Here is a 17,463-nt window from a genome sequence, read left to right as displayed (position 1 = left end):
TGGCGAACCGCCCGCACATCGTGCGGGCGGGGCGGCGGGGCGGTTACTACGCCTCGACGGTGGCCTGGTCGCGGCCGGAGACCAGCGGCTGGACCTCACGGGTGATCTTCGGCTCGACGAAGAACGACGCGACGGGGATACAGCCGGCGGCCAGCACCCAGAGCAGCTTGCCGAACGGCCACTTCGCCTTGGAGCCCAGGTCGAAGGCGAAGATCACATAGACGATGAACAGCACGCCGTGGATCTGCGAGATCAGCATCGTGTCGCCGGTATCGAACCCGTACTTCAGGATGATCGCCACGGTGAACACCAGCAGCCATACGGCGGTGACGTAGGCCATCACCCGGTAGCGGGTCAGCACATTCGACTTCATGGCGTCGAGCCTAACCGGGCACGACGGGCGATCTTCCGGCGCCCTCCCGCCGTCCGGTCGTCGTGCTACTCGCCGACGACCCGGGCCCTACTCGTCGAAGTCCTGGGCCGCGACGCGCAGCGGGCGCAGCATCGCGAAGATCTCCGCGCACTCCTCGGCGTCGTACGCCCCGAGTCCGAAGTCCATCTCCATCAGATCGCGGCTGGCCGCCTCCACCGCCTTGCGGCCCTTCTCCGTGATGGAGGCGAGAGTGCCGCGGCCGTCGTTGGGATTGGGCCGCTTGTCGACCAGACCGGATCGCACCAGCCGGTCCACGGTGTTGGTGACCGACGTCGGGTGGACCATCAGCCGCTCGCCGATCTTGGACATCGGCAGCTCGCCCGCCTTGGAGAAGCTGAGCAGCACGAGCGCCTCGTACCGGGCGAAGGTCAGCCCGTACGGCTTGACGACCGCGTCGACCTCGGCGAGCAGGATCTGGTGCGCGCGCATGATCGAGGTGATCGCGCCCATCGAGGGAACGGGGCCCCAGCGCCGCTGCCAGAGTTCGTCGGCGCGGGCGATGGGGTCGAAGGGGAGGCTGAGCGGCTTCGGCACGGGCCCGACCTTACCCACTGGTCACATGCTGGTCAGCCCCGTCTCGAACTTCGGTCCGATCAGCCCGGCCGGACCGCCGTCGCGGCCGGGCACCGACGGTCCGCCGGGGCGCATCAGGCTCTCAGGCGGAGAGGTGGCGCTCCACCGTCTCGACCTTGGAGGTGAGGCCGTCCGTGACGCCGGGCCGGATGTCGGCCTTGAGGACCAGCGAGACGCGCGGGGCGCGGGCCTCGACAGCGGCGACGGCGCGCTTGACCACGTCCATCACCTCGTCCCACTCCCCCTCGATCGAGGTGAACATGGCGTCCGTACGGTTCGGCAGCCCGGACTCACGGACCACCCGTACGGCCTCGGCGACGTACTCACCGACGTCCTCGCCCACACCCAGCGGGCTCACGGAGAAGGCGACGATCATGCGCTCACCGTACCTTCGCGGGGGCGCGGGAGGCGATGACCGCGTCGTCGGCGGCGCGCCTGAGCTTGCGCTCGGCGAAGAAGCCGCCGGCCGGCAGGACGGAGAGGACGAAGTAGAGGGCGGCCGTCCCGAAGGACCACTTGGTGCGGTTCCAGGCGTCCAGCCAGAAGATCACGTACAGCACGAAGAGCAGGCCGTGGACCGCGCCCATCACGGGAACCGCGTTGAACTCCGTCGTGCGCTTGAGCACCGAGCAGACGAGAAGCAGCAGGAAGGACACGGCCTCCGGTGCGGAGACCAGGCGGAGGCGATGGAGGGAGGAGGCGGTCTTGATGTCCACGAGGCAGGCACCTTCGTCATCGGGGGCAAGGTGATCTTGTGAATCCACGCACAAGCGTCGGCTCATTGTGGCAGCCCGACTTTGCCCGACCGTTATCAGGGTCCGTTCAGGGGTGATAAAGGGCGAGAGGCCCTGTGCGCGGGTGGCATGTCCCGTTACCTTCGACCCGTGGCTCAGTTTCGACTCCAAGGCAGCAAGGTGCTCGCCGTCGATATGACCGGCGATGCCGTCAAAGCGAAGAACGGCTCGATGGTCGCGTACGACGGCCAGATGGCCTTCAAGAAGATGTCCGGCGGCGGTGAGGGCGTGCGCGGGATGGTGACCCGCCGCCTCACCGGCGAACAGATGACCGTGATGGAGGTGAAGGGCCAGGGCACCTGCTACTTCGCCGACCGGGCGAGCGAGATCAACCTCGTCTCGCTGCACGGCGACAAGCTCTACGTGGAGGCGAGCAATCTGCTCTGCGCGGACGCGGGGCTGCGGACCGGCACGTCCTTCACCGGCCTGCGCGGCGGGGCGTCCGGCAACGGCCTGTTCACGACGACCGTCGAGGGCATGGGCCAGGCCGCGATCATGTCGGACGGCCAGGCGGTGATCCTGCGGGTGACCCCGCAGTACCCGCTCTTCGTCGACCCCGGTGCGTACATCGCCCACCAGGGCAACCTGCAGCAGCACTTCCAGTCCGGAGTCACGTTCCGGACGTTCATCGGCGAGGGCTCGGGCGAGGCCTTCCAGATCCGCTTCGAGGGCGACGGACTCGTCTACGTACAGCCGAGTGAGCGGAACACGATCGGTGGTGACGTCTGATGCCGTTCCGTGAGATCAACTCGAAGATGGTCGAGGCGACGGTGGCCCCCGGCCAGAAGATGTTCAGCCAGCGCGGCGCGATGCTCGCGTACCGGGGCGAGGTCAGCTTCACCCCGAACATCCAGGGCGGCCAGGGCGGCCTGATGTCGATGATCGGCCGGCGGGTGGCCAACGAGGCGACCCCGCTGATGACGGTCGAGGGCAGCGGCACGGTGATGTTCGGTCACGGCGGCCACCACATCCAGGTCATCGGCCTCGCCGGCGACACCCTGTATGTCGAGGCCGACCGGCTGCTGGCCTTCGACGGGACGCTCCAGCAGGGGACGATGTTCATGGGCTCGCAGGGCGGGGTCATGGGCATGGTGCGCGGCCAGGTGACGGGCCAGGGCCTGTTCACCACGACACTCAAGGGCCATGGCGCGGTCGCGGTGATGGCCCACGGCGGGGTGATCGAGGTGCCCATCACCCCGGGCCGGCCCGTCCATGTGGACCCGCAGGCGTACGTGGCGCACCACGGCGACGTACGGAACAAGCTCTCCACGGCGCTCGGCTGGCGCGACATGGTGGGGCGCGGCTCGGGCGAGGCCTTCCAGCTGGAGCTGAGCGGCAGTGGCGCGGTCTATGTCCAGGCGTCGGAGGAGAAGCTGTGAGCGCGCCCGTGATTTTCGACCCGATGACGCTGCCGAGCGACGACAACGTCAACGCGTACACCTTCTGTGTGGAACTGAAGGGGAGCCAGTGGTTCCTGCAGAAGGGGAAGATGATCGCCTACTACGGGCGGATCGACTTCAACGGGATCGGGCACGGCCGGTTCGATCGGCTGGTGCGCACCAGCTTCCATTCGCCGCTGCACGCCAGTGACTGGGTGGTGGCGGAGGGCAGCGGCAAGATGCTGCTCGCCGACCGGGCCTTCGACGTCAACTCGTTCGATCTCGACCAGGGAAATCTGACGATCCGTTCGGGGAATCTGCTGGCCTATCAGCCCACTTTGGCGCTGAAGCAGTCGATCGTGCCGGGCTTTCTGACCCTGATCGGTACGGGGAAGTTCGTGGCGGCGTCCAACGGGCCTGTGGTGTTCATGGAGCCGCCGATCCGGGTGGATCCGCAGGCCCTGGTGGGCTGGTCGGACTGCCCCTCCCCCTGCCATCACTACGACCACGGCTATATGACGGGCGTGATGGGCGGCGTACGGGCGCTGACCGGCATCGGCGGAACCTCGGGCGAGGAGCACCAGTTCGAGTTCGTCGGCGCCGGCACCGTACTGCTCCAGTCGACCGAGCTGCTGATGGCGGAGCTGGCGACGGGGGCCACACCCCAGCAGCCCGGGGTGCCAGGGCACGGCGCCCCCACCCCCGGGCAGCACGGGCAGCAGGGGGCCACGCCCCGGCTGCCGGGTCAGCTCGGGGATCTCCAGCGTCGCTTCGGCCTGTGAACGGTAGTCTGCGGAGTGTGAGGTCGAACGCCTGCGCCCCCGTGGGTGAGCGGGTGCGCGGCATCACAGCCGCAGACTTCGTCCAGAATTCAACTTCTTAGGTAGAATCCACATATGGAGAGCGAGACGGCCACCCGCTGGCTGACCGACGCGGAGCAGTGCGCCTGGCGCACCCACCTGGATGTCAACAAGCTGCTGACGCATCAGCTGGAAAAGGACCTGCAGCCGTTCGGCCTGACCATGAACGACTACGAGATCCTGGTGAATCTCTCGGAGTCGGCGGACCGGCGCATGCGGATGAGCGACCTCGCGGCCACCACGCTCCAGTCCAAGAGCCGGCTCTCGCACCAGATCACCCGCATGGAAGCCGCGGGCCTGGTCCGCAGGGAGCACTGCGAGTCCGACCGCCGGGGACTGTACGCGGTCCTCACGGACGAGGGCATGGAAACGATGCGGAAGGTCGCGCCGCACCATGTCGCGTCCGTACGGAAGCACTTCATCGACCTGCTCTCCCCCGAGGCACTCGCAGACCTGCGCACCTCGCTCACCCCGGTGGCGGAGCAACTACGCGGCCGACGCGGCAGGCTCTGACGACTGACCGCGCGAGTCAGGCCCTGTCCGGCCTAGCCCGCGTCGTCGGGCGCCGGGGGTAGTCGTAGTTCGAACAGGGCGCCGCCGGCTGGGGCGCGGGTGACCGTGAGCGTGCCGCCGTGGCGCTCGGCCACGTCGCGGGCGATGGCCAGCCCCAGCCCCGCGCCGCCGTCGTCACGGCTGCGGGCGTCGTCGAGCCGTACGAACCGCTCGAAGATCCGCTCACGCTCCGCGTCCGGCACCCCCGAGCCGTCGTCGGCGACCGCGAGCACCAGCCGGCCGCCCTCCCGGCGTACGGACGCGGCGACCGATGTCTTGGCGTGCCGTTGGGCGTTGTCGAGCAGATTGCCCAGCACCCGGGCCAACTGGCCGCGTGAACCGGTCACTTCGAGACCCTGAGCCACTTCCAGCGAGACCGGGACACGGTCGGCGGTCCGCTGGGAGACCTCCTCGCGGGCCAGCGCGCCCAGATCGACCCGCGCCCGCCCCGCCCGCTCCCCCGCGTCCAGCCGGGCCAGTAGCAGCAGATCGGCGGCAAGCTGCTGGAGCCGTACGGTGTCCTGGACCGCGCCGGGGACATCCAGCAACTCGGGGTGCGCGTCGCCCACTTCGAGCTGGGTACGCAGCGAGGCGATCGGGCTCCGGAGCTCGTGCGAGGCGTCCGCGACAAAGCGGCGCTGCCGTTCGACGGCGGCCTCCAGGGCGGTGAGCGTCTCATTGGTCGTACGGGCCAGCCGGGCCACCTCGTCGTACGTGGCGGGCTCAGGCACCCGCCTGGAGAGGTCCTCGGAGGCGGTGATGGCCGCCATTTCCCGCCGGATGCCCTCCACGGGCCGCAGCGCCCGCCGGGTCACCAGCCAGGTCACTCCCCCGACGACCAGCAGCAGGACGGGCAGGCCCACCAGCATCGCCACGGCGGCCGTGCCGACCGCGCTCTGCCGGGCCGCCAGCGACGCGCCCGCGTGGACGAGAACCGTCTCGCCCGAGCCGTCGGTCACCTCGATCGTGGCGAAGCGGTACTCGCCGGCCGTACCGTCCACCGTCGCGCTTCCCGAGCTGTACGAGATGTCGCCGATCTCGCCGATCGCGGGATCGTCGTCGTCATCGCCGCCGCGGCCGCGGCCGCCGCCGTCGTCGTCGCTGCTGTCGTCACCGCTGTCGTCGTCGCTGTCCTCACCACCGGCCAGGCCGGTCCCCTGCGGGGAGGCGCTCTTCGCGGGTGTCACCGCGGACAGTCCGGTTCCGCTGATCCGCTCCAGGTCCTCACTGACCGTGAGCAGACTGCCGCTCTCGTCGGCCACCTGTACGGGGTGGTCCGGGTCGTCGGGCAGTTCGAGACCGGCATAGGAGGTCCGGCCCGGGACCTGGGAGGCGATGTCCAGGGCGACCTTGCGCGCCAGGGAATCGGCCTCCCGGTCCGCCTGGCCGGTGAGGTTCGAGTGGAGCGAGATGAGCACGGCGATCCCGGCGGCCACCAGCGCCACCGCCACGACGGCCGTCGCACCGAGCGACGCCTTGGCCCGTACGGACGCCAGCCGGCGTCTCAGGGCGCCTACGGGCCTCTCGGGAGCCACGGGGCTCACGGGGCTCACGGGCCTCGCGGGGGTTATAGGGGTTATGGGGTTCATGACGCGACCAGCCGGTATCCGGCGCCGCGCACCGTCTGGATGGACGCGGCGCCGATCTTGCGCCGCAGCGCGCTGATGTAGACCTCGATGATGTTGGGGTCACCGTCGTAGGCGAAGTCCCAGACGTGCTCCAGGATCTCCGGCTTGCCGACCACCTCGCCGGAACGCACCGCCAGCTGCTCCAGGACGGCGAACTCCTTGGCGGTGAGCGCCACTTCGGTCTCGTCCCGGAAGACGCGACGGGCCGCGGTATCGACGCTGAGTCCGCCGATGCGCAGCACGGGCGAGGCGCCGGCCGATCCCCGGCGGCGCAGCAGCGCCTTGACCCGGGCGACGAGCACGACGTACGAGAACGGCTTGGTCAGATAGTCGTCCGCGCCGGTGTCGAGCCCTTCCGCCTCGTCGTACTCGCCGTCCTTGGCGGTGAGCATCAGGATCGGCACGTCGTTGCCGGCGGCGCGCAGAGCGGAGCAGACGCGGTAGCCGTTCATGCCGGGCAGCATGATGTCGAGCACGACCAGGTCGTACACGCCCTCACCCGCGCGGTGCAGCCCTTCCAGGCCGTCGTGGACGACATCCACGGCGAAGCCCTCGGCCGTCAGCCCCTTGGCCAGCGACACGGCGAGCCGCTTTTCGTCCTCCACGATCAACAAGCGCATGGCCCCAGCTTCCCAAACGGAACCTGAAGATCTCTTCAGGTGGCTTCAGGCTGCCTTCAGCTTCCCTCAGCGACATTGAAGTCGTTCGATACGGACCGACTCGGGGAGGACCCCTCATGAAGCGCAATCTCGTCATCGCAGCCATCACCGCGGCGGCACTGATCGGCGGCGGGACGTACACGGCGGTCGCCATGGGCGACGACGACCGGAGCGGTACGGGAACGGCGACGGCGCCCCTGCCGGTGTCGCGGGTGACGGCCTCGGACGACGCGACGGCCGGCACCGGGACCGACGACACGGCCGACGACGTGGTGGCGACCCGTACCGGCCTCACCGCGAGCGACGCGGCCGCCGCGGCCCTCAAGAAGTACCCCGGCGCCGTGGCCTCGGTCGAGCGGGACGACGACGGCAGCGACCGCACCAGCCGCTGGGAGGTCGAACTCCTCGGCACCGACAACCGGTGGCACGAGCTGAAGGTCGACGCGGTCACCGGCGCCGTGCGCACCGACGACCGCCACGACGATGACGACGACCGCGACGACCGGGCCGCGCTGCGCGGCGCGAAGGTCGACGCCCGGCAGGCGGCGGCCGCCGCGCTCGCCTCCGTACCGGGAACGGTGACCTCGGTCGACCTCGACGACGATCACAAGAGCCGCTGGGAGGTGGACGTGCGCGGCAAGGACGGCCGTACGCACGAGCTGAACGTCCACGCGCAGACGGCCAAGACCACGGCGGACCGCGACGACGACGGCCGCGACCACGACCGTGACGACGACCACGGCCAGGACGACTGACCCCCTTCTTTAGGGGCTCAGTTCGCCTCCGGGGCGCCTTGTGCCACTGTCGACGGTCGACCGTGCTCGGCCCCTCGTTCCTCGGGGCCTGTGCGCGCTCTCCCTTTCGACAGCGGCGCGCCCCTTCGGCTCACTCGCCGGCGGTCCCGGGGCTCTCGCCCCGGGACCGCCGGGCGCGAACCTACGCACCCTCTGTGATGCCCGCGACCAGTTCGTCCGCCGCCGTGTACGGGTCCAGTTCGCCCGCGACGATGCGTTCCGCCAATGCGTCCAGGCGGCGGTCGCCGTGCAGGTCGTCGATGCGTTCGCGGAGCGCGGTGACCGCGATGGTCTCCACCTCGCGGGCCGCGCGGCGGGCCCGGCGCAAAGCCAGGACGCCGTGTTCCTCCATCCAGGCCCGGTGCTTCTCCAGAGCTTCCACGACCTCGTCGATGCCCTCGCCCCGCGCGGCGACGGTCTTGACGATGGGCGGGCACCAGTCGCCGGCGCCCCGGGACTCGCCGAGGCCGAGCATGTGGTTCAGCTCACGGGCCGTCGCGTCCGCGCCGTCCCGGTCCGCCTTGTTGACCACGTACACGTCGCCGATCTCCAGGATTCCGGCCTTGGCCGCCTGGATGCCGTCGCCCATGCCGGGGGCCAGCAGCACCACCGAGGTGTCGGCCTGGGAGGCGATCTCCACCTCCGACTGGCCGACCCCCACGGTCTCGACCACGATCACGTCGCAGCCCGCCGCGTCCAGGACCCGGATCGCCTGCGGGGCCGCCCACGCGAGCCCGCCGAGATGGCCGCGGGTCGCCATGGAGCGGATGTAGACGCCGGGGTCGGAGGCGTGCTCGGACATCCGGACGCGGTCGCCGAGCAGCGCTCCGCCGGAGAAGGGCGACGAGGGGTCGACGGCCAGCACCGCGACCCGCTTGCCCGCGCGCCGGTACGCGGAGACCAGCGCGGAGGTCGATGTCGACTTGCCGACACCGGGCGAGCCGGTGAGCCCGATGACGTACGCGTTGCCCGCGAGCGGCGCCAGCGCCGCCATCACCTCGCGCAGCTGCGGGGACGCCCCCTCGACCAGTGAGATCAGCCGGGCCACGGCGCGCGGCCGGCCCTCCCGTGCCTGAGCCACCAGCTCGGGGACGTCCTGCATCACAGCTCCGTTCCTTCGAAACGTACGACGACTACTTGGCCACGCCGGCCACGCGCACGATCAGCGCGTCACCCTGGCCACCGCCACCGCACAGCGCCGCCGCGCCGACCCCGCCGCCTCGCCGCTTCAGTTCCAGCGCCAGGTGCAGCACCAGCCGGGCGCCGGACATACCGATCGGGTGACCGAGGGCGATGGCGCCGCCGTTCACATTCACCTTTTCCGGGGACACCCCGAGGTCCTTCATCGACTGCACCGCCACCGCGGCGAAGGCCTCGTTGATCTCGATGAGATCGAGGTCCCCGACGGCCAGGCCCTCCTTCTTCAGGGCGTGCTGGATCGCGTTCGACGGCTGGGACTGGAGGGAGTTGTCCGGGCCCGCCACATTGCCGTGCGCGCCGATCTCCGCGATCCAGTCGAGGCCCAGCTCCAGCGCCTTGGCCTTGCTCATCACCACGACCGCCGCCGCACCGTCGGAGATCTGCGAGGCGGTGCCCGCCGTGATCGTGCCGTCCTTGGCGAACGCGGGACGCAGCTTGCCCAGGGACTCCACGGTGGTCTCGGGGCGGATGCCCTCGTCCTGCGAGAAGACCACCGGGTCGCCCTTGCGCTGCGGGATCTCGACCGGGGCGATCTCCGCCTCGAAGATCCCGTTCTTCTGGGCGGCCGCGGCCCGCTGGTGGGAGAGCGCGCCGAACTCGTCCTGCTCGGGACGGGCGATGTTCAGCCGGGTGTTGTGCTTCTCCGTCGAGGCGCCCATGGCGATGTCCTCGAAGGAGTCGGTCAGCCCGTCGTAGGCCATCGCGTCGAGCATCTCGACCGCGCCGTACTTGTAGCCCTCACGGGACTTGGGGAGCAGGTGCGGGGCGTTGGTCATGGACTCCTGGCCGCCCGCGACCACCACGTCGAACTCGCCCGCGCGGATCAGCTGGTCGGCGAGTGCGATGGCGTCGAGGCCGGAGAGACAGACCTTGTTGATGGTGAGCGCGGGGACATTCATCGGAATGCCGCCCTTGACCGCGGCCTGGCGGGCCGGGATCTGCCCGGTCCCGGCCTGCAGTACCTGGCCCATGATCACGTACTGCACCTGGTCGCCGCTGATACCGGCGCGGTCCAGCGCGGCCTTGATGGCGAAGCCGCCCAGCTCCGCACCGGAGAAGGACTTCAGCGAGCCCAGAAGCCGCCCCATGGGGGTACGGGCGCCCGCGACGATCACGGAAGTGGTGGTGTTCGTATCCGACATGAGACGCGATCCCCTTTTTGCGTACAGCGTGAGGAGTGAACGAGGGTTTACTTTCAATGTACTGAGCGGTACGGCTCCGGGTCACCGGGCGGCGCGTGTGATCGCGCGCACGTTGCGTAACCACCGTGATGGCGCTGCACTGGGTCCATGCTGACGCGAATCGATCACATCGGAATCGCCTGTTTCGATCTCGACGCCACCGTCGAGTTCTACCGGGCCACCTACGGCTTCGAGGTGTTCCACACCGAGGTCAACGAGGAGCAGGGCGTCCGCGAGGCCATGCTCAAGATCAACGAGACATCCGACGGCGGAGCTTCGTATCTCCAGCTCCTGGAACCCACCCGCGAGGATTCCGCCGTGGGCAAGTGGCTGGCCAAGAACGGCGAGGGTGTCCACCACATCGCGTTCGGGACCGCGGACGTCGACGGCGACGCCCAGGCCGTCCGTGACAAGGGCGTTCGTGTGCTGTACGACGAGCCGCGCATCGGCTCCATGGGCTCCCGGATCACCTTCCTCCACCCCAAGGACTGTCACGGCGTACTGACAGAACTGGTCACCTCAGCCCGAGAGCACTGACCTTAAGGATTCCCGGCCCGGTACAGTGGACCGCTCCGGGCCGGGGCCGGGTCGGGGCCGCGCCCCTGCCGTATATCTGTCACCATTCCCCGGGGGGCCGTTCGCCGCGAACGGTGCTCGATTGGGCAGTTGCGACCAGGGGACGGATGGGACCGCGCAGTGCGGGGCTACGAACGCCAGGAGAGCCACCGAGCTGACGACGACCACCTCTCGCGGTTCGAAGCCGAGATGGACCGGCTGAAGACCGCGCGAGAGAAGGCCGTCCAGCACGCCGAGGACCTCGGTTACCAGGTCGAGGTCTTGCGCGCCAAGCTCCATGAGGCGCGCCGCAGCCTGGCGACCCGTCCCTCCTACGACAACGCCGATCTCGGCTATCAGGCCGAGCAGCACCTCCGTAACGCGCAGATGCAGGCCGAGCAGATGCGCTCGGACGCCGAGCGCGAGCTGCGCGACGCCCGCGCCCAGACCCAGCGCATCCTTCAGGAGCACGCCGAGCACCAGGCCAGACTGCAGGCCGAACTGCACGCCGAGGCCGTGCAGCGCCGGCAGCGGCTCGACCAGGAGCTGGCCGAGCGCCGCCAGACCGTCGAATCGCATGTCAACGAGAACGTCGCCTGGGCCGAGCAGCTGCGCGCCAGGACGGAGTCCCAGGCCCGCCGGCTGCTGGACGAGTCACGCGCCGAGGCCGAGCAGTCCCTCGCCGCCGCCCGCGCGGAGGCCACCCGGGTCACCGAGGAGGCGCGCAGGCGGCTCGGCTCGGAGGCCGAGGCGGCCCGTTCCGAGGCCGAGGCGATCCTGCTGCGGGCCCGCAGGGACGCGGAGCGCCTGCTGAACGCCGCCTCAGGGCAGGCCCAGGAGGCCAACCGTCACGCCGAGCAGCTGCGTACGTCCACGACCGCGGAGACCGACCAGGCACGCCAGCAGGCCGCGGAGCTGAGCCGGGCCGCCGAGCAGCGGGCCCAGGAGGCGGAGCAGCGGCTGCGCGCGGCGCGCGCCGAGGCCGAGAAGGTCGTCACGGAGGCCAAGGAGGCCGCGGCCAAGCGGCTGGCCGGCGCCGAGTCGCAGAACGAGCAGCGCACCCGCACCGCGAAGTCGGAGATCGCCCGGCTGGTCGGCGAGGCCACGAAGGAGGCCGAGGCCACCAAGAGCGAGGCGGAGCAGGCCCTCGCCGACGCCCGCGCCGAGGCCGAGAAGCTGGTCGCGGAGGCCGCCGAGAAGGCCCGTACGGTCGCCGCCGAGGACACCGCGGCCCAGCTGGCCAAGGCGGCCCGTACCGCCGAGGAAGTGCTGACCAAGGCGTCCGACGACGCCAAGGCCACCACCCGGTCCGCGAGCGAGGAGGCCGAGCGGATCCGCCGCGAGGCCGAGGCCGAGGCGGACCGGCTGCGCGGCGAGGCCGAGGAGCAGGCCGACCAGCTCAAGGGCGCGGCCAAGGACGACACCAAGGAGTACCGCGCCAAGACGGTCGAGCTGCAGGAGGAGGCGCGCAGGCTGCGCGGCGAGGCCGAGCAGCTGCGGTCCGAGGCCGTCGCCGAGGGCGAGCGGATCCGCGGCGAGGCCCGCAGGGAGGCCGTCCAGCAGATCGAGGAGGCGGCCAGCTCCGCCGAGGAACTGCTGACGAAGGCCAAGGCGGACGCCGACGAGCTGCGCTCGGGTGCGACCACCGAGAGCGAGCGGGTACGCACCGAGGCCATCGAGCGCGCCACCACACTGCGCCGGCAGGCCGAGGAGACCCTGGAGCGGGCCCGCGGCGAGGCCGAGCGGCTGCGCGCCGAGGGCGAGGAGCAGGGCGAGGCCACCAAGGCCGCCGCCGAGCAGGCCGCGACCGAGCTGCGCGAGGAGACCGAGCGCGGGGTCGAGTCCCGCAAGGCCGAGGCCGCGGGCGAACTGACCCGGCTGCACACGGAGGCGGAGCAGCGGCTCTCCTCCGCCGAGGAGGCGCTCACCGACGCCCGCGCCGAGGCCGAGCGGATCCGGCGGGAGGCCGCCGAGGAGGCCGAGCGGCTGCGTACCGAAGCGGCCGAGCGCATCCGTACGCTCCAGGCGCAGGCCGAGCAGGAGGCCGAGCGGCTCCGTACCGAGGCCGCGGCCGACGCGGCGGAGTCCCGCGCCGAGGCGGAGACCGCCGCGGTACGGCTGCGTACCGAAGCCGCCACGGAGGCCGAGCGGCTCAAGACCGAGGCGCAGGAGAGCGCCGACCGGGTCAGGGCCGAGGCCGCGGCCGCCGCCGAGCGGGTCGGCACGGAGGCCGCCGAGGCGCTGGCCGCCGCGCAGGAGGAGGCCATCCGGCGCCGCCGTGAGGCCGAGGAGACCCTCGCGGCCGCCCGTACAGAAGCGGACCAGGAGCGCGAGCGGGCCCGCGAACAGAGCGAGGAGCTGCTCGCCTCGGCCCGCAAGCGGGTCGAGGAGGCGCAGACCGAGGCGCACCGGCTGGTCGAGGAGGCCGACCGCCGTGCCACGGAGATGGTGTCCGCCGCCGAGCAGACCGCCCAGCAGGTACGGGACTCCGTCTCCGGGCTCCAGGACCAGGCCGAGCAGGAGATCGCCGGGCTGCGCTCCGCCGCCGAGCACGCCGCGGACCGGACCAGGACCGAGGCGCAGGAGGAGGCTGACCGGGTCCGCGCCGACGCGTACGCCGAGCGGGAGCGCGCCACCGAGGACGCCAACCGGGTCCGCGCCAGGGCCCAGGAGGAGTCGGCGGCCGCCCAGGTGCTCGCCGAGCGCACTGTCGGTGAGGCGATCACCGAGGCGGAGCGGATGCGCTCCGACACCGCGGAGTACGCGCAGCGGGTACGTACCGAGGCGTCGGACTCGCTCGCCACGGCCGAGCAGGACGCCTCCCGCGCCCGCGCCGAGGCCCGCGAGGACGCCAACCGTATCCGTGGCGACGCCGCGGCCCAGGCCGACCGGCTCATCGGCGAGGCCACCAGCGAGTCCGAGCGGATGCGCGCCGACGCCGCCGAGATGGTGGGCTCCGCGCGGCAGGCCGCCGAGCGGATGCGCGCCGAGGCCGAGAAGCTCAAGACGGACACCGAGGTCACCGCCGAACGGCTCAGGAACGAAGCCCAGGAGGAGACGGACTGGCTCCTGGACGAGGCGCGCAAGGACGCGGCCAAGCGCCGCGCCGACGCCGCCGAACAGGCCGACCAGCTGATCAACAAGGCACAGGAGGAGGCGCTGCGCGCCGCCACCGAGGCCGAGACGCAGGCCGACGCGATGGTCGGCGCGGCACGCAACGAGGCGGGCCGCATCACCGCGGACGCGACGGTCGAGGGCAACTCCCTGGTGGAGAAGGCCCGTACGGACGCGGACGAGCTGCTCGTCGGCGCCCGCCGTGACGCGACGGCCGTACGGGACCGGGCCGAGGAGCTGCGCGTCCGCATCGAGGGCGAGATCGAGCAGCTGCACGAGCGGGCCCGCCGGGAGACGTCCGAGCAGCTGAAGACCGCCGGCGAGCGCGTCGACAATCTGATCAAGGCCGCCAACGAACAGCGGACGGAGGCGGAGGCGAAGGCGAAGGCGTTGATCGCCGACGCCAACTCGGAGGCGAGCAAGGTCCGGATCGCCGCGGTCAAGAAGGCCGAGGGACTGCTCAAGGAAGCCGAGCAGAAGAAGGCCGGACTGATCAGAGAGGCCGAAGAGCTGCGCGCCGACGCCTCCCGGGAAGCGAAGCAGATGGTCGAGGACGGCAAGCGCGAACTCGATGTCCTGGTCCGCAGACGTGAGGACATTCAGGCCGAGATCTCCCGGGTCCAGGACGTGCTGGAGGCACTGGAGTCGTTCGAGGCACCGGCAGTACCGACGAAGGACAACCCCGTCAAGGCGGGTGCCACGGCGGGGACCGGCCGTTCGAGTGGCAAGACTTCCGAGAGCTAGCCACCCAAAAGACTGGACATTCTCCAGATCAAACCGCCATCCGCTCGATGACACGCCGCTTAGGCCCCTAGGATTCCCCCTATCACCTCACCGGTCTCATTCGACAGGAACCCCATGAGCGACACTTCCTCCCCATTCGGCTTCGAGCTCGTGCGGCGTGGTTACGACCGCGGTCAGGTGGACGACCGCATTACCAAGCTCGTCGCCGACCGAGACAGCGCCCTGGCACGCATCACCGCTCTGGAAAAGCGCATCGAGGAACTCCACCTCGAGACGCAGAACGCCCAGGCCCAGGTCACCGACGCCGAGCCGTCGTACGCCGGCCTCGGCGCGCGCGTCGAGAAGATCCTCCGCCTCGCCGAGGAGGAGGCGAAGGACCTGCGCGAGGAGGCCCGTCGCGCGGCCGAGCAGCACCGCGAGCTCGCCGAGTCGGCGGCCCAGCAGGTCCGCAACGACGCCGAGGCGTTCGCCTCGGAGCGCAAGTCCAAGGCCGAGGACGAGGGCGTCCGGATCGTCGAGAAGGCGAAGGGTGACGCCTCCACTCTGCGCACGGAGGCGCAGAAGGACGCGCAGTCCAAGCGCGAGGAGGCCGACGCGCTCTTCGAGGAGACCCGCGCCAAGGCCGCCCAGGCCGCCGCGGACTTCGAGACGAACCTCGCCAAGCGGCGTGAGCAGTCGGAGCGCGACCTCGCCTCGCGTCAGGCGAAGGCCGAGAAGCGTCTGGCCGAGATCGAGCACCGCGCCGAGCAGCTGCGCCTGGAGGCCGAGAAGCTTCGTACGGACGCGGAGCGCCGGGCCCGTCAGACGGTCGAGACGGCCCAGCGCCAGGCCGAGGACATCGTGGCCGACGCGAACGCCAAGGCCGACCGGATCCGCAGCGAATCGGAGCGCGAGCTGGCGGCGCTCACCAACCGCCGCGACTCGATCAACGCCCAGCTGACCAACGTCCGCGAGATGCTGGCCACGCTGACCGGTGCCGCGGTGGCCGCCGCCGGCTCCCCGGCCGACGACGAGCCGATCTCCCGTGGGGTGCCGGCCCAGCAGACCCGCTGAGCGAGGCAGGATCGGCCGATAGAACGAAGGTCGGGTAGGTAACGATCGGGCAAGCCCCTCGCCACAGCGGTGGCGAGGGGCTTTGCGCCGCTCTAGGTTGGCCGCATGATCGAGGTTGTGGGGCTCACCAAACACTTCGGCCGCAAGGTCGCGGTCGACCAGCTGTCCTTTCAGGTGAGACCGGGTGTGGTGACAGGCTTCCTGGGCCCCAACGGGGCGGGCAAGTCGACCACGATGCGCATGATGCTCGGTCTGGACAACCCGACCAGCGGGTCGGTCAGTATCGACGGCAAGCAGTACCGTGAGCTCTCGGAACCGCTCAAGCACATCGGGGCGCTGCTGGAGGCCAAGGCCATGCACGGCGGCCGCACCGCCTACAACAATCTCCTCTGTCTGGCGCAGAGCAACCGCATCCCGGTGAGCCGGGTGTCCGAGGTGCTCGACATGGTCGGACTGACGGCGGTCGCGAAAAAGAAGTCGAAGGGCTTCTCCCTCGGTATGGGGCAGCGGCTGGGAATCGCCTCGGCCCTGCTCGGTGATCCCGAGATCCTGATGTTCGACGAGCCGGTCAATGGTCTGGATCCCGAGGGAATTCACTGGATCCGCAATCTGATGAAGCATCTTGCACAAGAAGGCCGCACGATCTTCGTATCCAGTCATCTGATGAGCGAAATGGCCCTGACCGCCGATCACTTGATCGTGATCGGCCAGGGAAGGCTGCTGGCGAACACCTCGATGGCGGACTTCATCCATGAGAACTCGCGCAGTTACGCGCGGCTGCGCTCGCCGCAGCAGGAGCGGCTGAAGGACGTCCTTCACGAGGCCGGTTTCACCGCGGCCGAGACGGACGGCGGCGTACTGGAAATCGACGGGGCCTCCACCGAGGAGCTCGGTGAACTGGCCGCGCGTCACCAGATCGTGCTGCACGAGCTGAGCTCCCAGCGGGCGTCGCTCGAAGAGGCCTTCATGCAGATGACGGCGGGGTCGGTCGAGTACCACGCCCACTCCGGCGGCGGCGAGGGGCAGCCCCCGGGCCCGCGCTGGGGTCAGGACCCCGGAGGACAGCCCGTCGGGCTCGGCGCGCACCAGGACCACCAGGGCAAGGGAGCCTGACACCATGGCATCGGTACCAGCGGTCCTCCAGTCCGAGTGGACCAAGATCCGTACGGTCTCCTCCACGACCTGGACGCTGATCAGCGCCCTGATCGTGACCGTGGCCCTCGGCGCGGCGCTCTCCGCGCTGCTGAACTCGACGTTCGGCGACCTTCCGCGGGAGCAGCAGTCCACCTTCGACCCGACGTACACCAGCTTCTCCGGGATGATCCTCGGCCAGCTGGCGATGGTGGTCTTCGGGGTACTGGTGGTCGGCTCGGAGTACAGCTCGGGCATGATCCGTACCTCGCTGGCCGCCGTGCCGCAGCGCGCCACCTTCCTCTTCAGCAAGATCCTGGTGGCCGGGGTGCTGGCGCTGATCGTCGGGATCGTGACCGGTTTCCTGGCCTTCTTCCTCGGCCAGGCGCTGCTGGGCGACCACGGCACGAGCATCGGTGAGCCGAATGTGCTGCGCGCGGTCATCGGCAGCGGCCTCTACATGGCACTGATCGCCGTCTTCTCGATGGGCGTCGCGGCGATGCTGCGCAGCTCGATGCTGTCGCTGGGCATTCTGATGCCGTTCTTCTTCCTGGTCTCGCAGATCCTTTCGGCGGTCCCGGTCGCCAAGGACGTCGCGCACTACTTCCCCGACCAGGCCGGCTCGAAGATCCTTCAGGTCGTCCCCGACGCGATGAACTCGAACCCGGCGCCGTACGGGCCGTGGGGCGGGCTGGGAATCCTCGTTCTCTGGGTGGTGGCGGCGCTCGTGGGCGGATACGCCGTACTGAAAAAGCGCGACGCGTAGCGAATCCCCCGGCGACGCTCCGCCGGAACGACGTGGCCGGAACCGTC

The 17,463-nt window shown here is 70.4% G+C and carries 17 protein-coding genes and 1 pseudogene; 10 read left to right on the top strand and 8 right to left on the bottom strand.

Annotated features, from left to right (window positions below; all coding sequences use genetic code 11):
• Positions 1 to 46: 46 nt before the first annotated feature.
• From ACFVWW_RS14780 to ACFVWW_RS14765, 4 genes and pseudogenes are all read right to left on the bottom strand, one after another.
• Positions 47 to 373 (bottom strand): DUF3817 domain-containing protein, encoded by a 327-nt coding sequence (locus ACFVWW_RS14780; RefSeq protein WP_384334572.1) that lies wholly within the window; start codon positions 371 to 373, stop codon positions 47 to 49.
• A gap of 87 nt (positions 374 to 460) precedes the next feature.
• On the bottom strand, positions 461 to 967 hold the full coding sequence (locus ACFVWW_RS14775; RefSeq protein ID WP_384181512.1) for a MarR family winged helix-turn-helix transcriptional regulator: 507 nt from the start codon (positions 965 to 967) through the stop codon (positions 461 to 463).
• Positions 968 to 1,088: 121 nt separating this feature from the next.
• Entirely contained in the window at positions 1,089 to 1,382 is a 294-nt protein-coding gene (locus ACFVWW_RS14770) for an MTH1187 family thiamine-binding protein (RefSeq protein ID WP_384181509.1), read from the bottom strand.
• A pseudogene (locus ACFVWW_RS14765) lies at positions 1,379 to 1,722 on the bottom strand (DUF3817 domain-containing protein). Before ACFVWW_RS14765 ends, ACFVWW_RS14770 begins: the two are co-directional and overlap by 4 nt.
• A gap of 147 nt (positions 1,723 to 1,869) precedes the next feature.
• On the opposite strand from ACFVWW_RS14765, the gene ACFVWW_RS14760 reads away from it, so the two are divergent.
• From ACFVWW_RS14760 to ACFVWW_RS14745, 4 genes are all read left to right on the top strand, one after another.
• The gene (locus tag ACFVWW_RS14760) at positions 1,870 to 2,529 is read left to right on the top strand and encodes an AIM24 family protein (protein WP_384181507.1); all 660 of its coding nucleotides are present in this window, start codon (positions 1,870 to 1,872) and stop codon (positions 2,527 to 2,529) included.
• Positions 2,529 to 3,179, top strand: coding sequence for an AIM24 family protein (locus ACFVWW_RS14755; protein WP_384334575.1), 651 nt, complete (start codon positions 2,529 to 2,531; stop codon positions 3,177 to 3,179). Before ACFVWW_RS14760 ends, ACFVWW_RS14755 begins: the two co-directional genes overlap by 1 nt.
• Positions 3,176 to 3,961: an AIM24 family protein gene (locus ACFVWW_RS14750; RefSeq protein ID WP_386878207.1), complete on the top strand. Its 786-nt coding sequence runs from the start codon at positions 3,176 to 3,178 to the stop codon at positions 3,959 to 3,961. The genes ACFVWW_RS14755 and ACFVWW_RS14750 overlap by 4 nt, the downstream gene beginning before the upstream one ends.
• Positions 3,962 to 4,075: 114 nt before the next feature.
• Complete coding sequence (locus ACFVWW_RS14745) at positions 4,076 to 4,552, top strand: MarR family winged helix-turn-helix transcriptional regulator (RefSeq protein ID WP_384181501.1); 477 nt, start codon at positions 4,076 to 4,078, stop codon at positions 4,550 to 4,552.
• Positions 4,553 to 4,584: 32 nt separating this feature from the next.
• Here the strand turns inward: ACFVWW_RS14745 and ACFVWW_RS14740 are convergent, their stop codons facing one another.
• Together ACFVWW_RS14740 and ACFVWW_RS14735 are read right to left on the bottom strand one after the other, a co-directional pair.
• Positions 4,585 to 6,087, bottom strand: coding sequence for a sensor histidine kinase (locus ACFVWW_RS14740; RefSeq protein ID WP_386878328.1), 1,503 nt, complete (start codon positions 6,085 to 6,087; stop codon positions 4,585 to 4,587).
• 89 nt (positions 6,088 to 6,176) lie between these two features.
• Positions 6,177 to 6,839: a response regulator transcription factor gene (locus tag ACFVWW_RS14735; RefSeq protein WP_384181499.1), complete on the bottom strand. Its 663-nt coding sequence runs from the start codon at positions 6,837 to 6,839 to the stop codon at positions 6,177 to 6,179.
• Between the two features lie 116 nt (positions 6,840 to 6,955).
• Here ACFVWW_RS14735 and ACFVWW_RS14730 point away from each other — a divergent pair, with 116 nt between their 5' ends.
• Positions 6,956 to 7,633, top strand: a complete 678-nt coding sequence (locus ACFVWW_RS14730; RefSeq protein ID WP_386878206.1) for a PepSY domain-containing protein — start codon at positions 6,956 to 6,958, stop codon at positions 7,631 to 7,633.
• 181 nt (positions 7,634 to 7,814) lie between these two features.
• Here the strand turns inward: ACFVWW_RS14730 and meaB are convergent, their stop codons facing one another.
• On the bottom strand, positions 7,815 to 8,774 hold the full coding sequence (gene meaB, locus ACFVWW_RS14725; RefSeq protein WP_386878205.1) for a methylmalonyl Co-A mutase-associated GTPase MeaB: 960 nt from the start codon (positions 8,772 to 8,774) through the stop codon (positions 7,815 to 7,817).
• A 31-nt stretch (positions 8,775 to 8,805) separates the two neighbouring features.
• Positions 8,806 to 10,014, bottom strand: coding sequence for an acetyl-CoA C-acetyltransferase (locus ACFVWW_RS14720; protein ID WP_384186470.1), 1,209 nt, complete (start codon positions 10,012 to 10,014; stop codon positions 8,806 to 8,808).
• A gap of 147 nt (positions 10,015 to 10,161) precedes the next feature.
• Between ACFVWW_RS14720 and mce the strand changes: the two genes are divergently transcribed.
• From mce to ACFVWW_RS14695, 5 genes are all read left to right on the top strand, one after another.
• Positions 10,162 to 10,590 carry a methylmalonyl-CoA epimerase gene (gene mce, locus ACFVWW_RS14715; RefSeq protein WP_384186467.1) on the top strand — a complete coding sequence of 143 codons (429 nt, stop codon included), beginning with the start codon at positions 10,162 to 10,164 and terminating at the stop codon, positions 10,588 to 10,590.
• A gap of 159 nt (positions 10,591 to 10,749) precedes the next feature.
• Positions 10,750 to 14,466, top strand: coding sequence for a polarized growth protein Scy (gene scy / locus ACFVWW_RS14710; RefSeq protein WP_384186464.1), 3,717 nt, complete (start codon positions 10,750 to 10,752; stop codon positions 14,464 to 14,466).
• Between the two features lie 114 nt (positions 14,467 to 14,580).
• The gene (locus tag ACFVWW_RS14705) at positions 14,581 to 15,519 is read left to right on the top strand and encodes a cellulose-binding protein (protein WP_384186461.1); all 939 of its coding nucleotides are present in this window, start codon (positions 14,581 to 14,583) and stop codon (positions 15,517 to 15,519) included.
• A gap of 105 nt (positions 15,520 to 15,624) precedes the next feature.
• Complete coding sequence (locus ACFVWW_RS14700) at positions 15,625 to 16,632, top strand: ABC transporter ATP-binding protein (protein WP_384186458.1); 1,008 nt, start codon at positions 15,625 to 15,627, stop codon at positions 16,630 to 16,632.
• A 4-nt stretch (positions 16,633 to 16,636) separates the two neighbouring features.
• The gene (locus ACFVWW_RS14695) at positions 16,637 to 17,416 is read left to right on the top strand and encodes an ABC transporter permease (RefSeq protein ID WP_384186455.1); all 780 of its coding nucleotides are present in this window, start codon (positions 16,637 to 16,639) and stop codon (positions 17,414 to 17,416) included.
• Positions 17,417 to 17,463: the final 47 nt, after the last annotated feature.

The organism is Streptomyces sp. NPDC058198, from assembly GCF_042882605.1.
Lineage (GTDB): Bacteria > Actinomycetota > Actinomycetes > Streptomycetales > Streptomycetaceae > Streptomyces.
Note: the sequence above shows the minus strand (reverse complement) of the source record. Positions and strands in the feature narration are given on the sequence as shown.

What these genes read in the sequence shown, in the direction of transcription:
- ACFVWW_RS14780 (WP_384334572.1), bottom strand. Translation starts at nt 373, where the DNA reads ATGAAGTCGAATGTGCTGACCCGCTACCGGGTGATGGCCTACGTCACC.
- ACFVWW_RS14770 (WP_384181509.1), bottom strand. Translation starts at nt 1,382, where the DNA reads ATGATCGTCGCCTTCTCCGTGAGCCCGCTGGGTGTGGGCGAGGACGTC.
- ACFVWW_RS14760 (WP_384181507.1), top strand. Translation starts at nt 1,870, where the DNA reads ATGTCCCGTTACCTTCGACCCGTGGCTCAGTTTCGACTCCAAGGCAGC.
- ACFVWW_RS14755 (WP_384334575.1), top strand. Translation starts at nt 2,529, where the DNA reads ATGCCGTTCCGTGAGATCAACTCGAAGATGGTCGAGGCGACGGTGGCC.
- ACFVWW_RS14745 (WP_384181501.1), top strand. Translation starts at nt 4,076, where the DNA reads ATGGAGAGCGAGACGGCCACCCGCTGGCTGACCGACGCGGAGCAGTGC.
- ACFVWW_RS14735 (WP_384181499.1), bottom strand. Translation starts at nt 6,839, where the DNA reads ATGCGCTTGTTGATCGTGGAGGACGAAAAGCGGCTCGCCGTGTCGCTG.
- ACFVWW_RS14730 (WP_386878206.1), top strand. Translation starts at nt 6,956, where the DNA reads ATGAAGCGCAATCTCGTCATCGCAGCCATCACCGCGGCGGCACTGATC.
- meaB (WP_386878205.1), bottom strand. Translation starts at nt 8,774, where the DNA reads ATGCAGGACGTCCCCGAGCTGGTGGCTCAGGCACGGGAGGGCCGGCCG.
- ACFVWW_RS14720 (WP_384186470.1), bottom strand. Translation starts at nt 10,014, where the DNA reads ATGTCGGATACGAACACCACCACTTCCGTGATCGTCGCGGGCGCCCGT.
- mce (WP_384186467.1), top strand. Translation starts at nt 10,162, where the DNA reads ATGCTGACGCGAATCGATCACATCGGAATCGCCTGTTTCGATCTCGAC.
- ACFVWW_RS14705 (WP_384186461.1), top strand. Translation starts at nt 14,581, where the DNA reads ATGAGCGACACTTCCTCCCCATTCGGCTTCGAGCTCGTGCGGCGTGGT.
- ACFVWW_RS14700 (WP_384186458.1), top strand. Translation starts at nt 15,625, where the DNA reads ATGATCGAGGTTGTGGGGCTCACCAAACACTTCGGCCGCAAGGTCGCG.
- ACFVWW_RS14695 (WP_384186455.1), top strand. Translation starts at nt 16,637, where the DNA reads ATGGCATCGGTACCAGCGGTCCTCCAGTCCGAGTGGACCAAGATCCGT.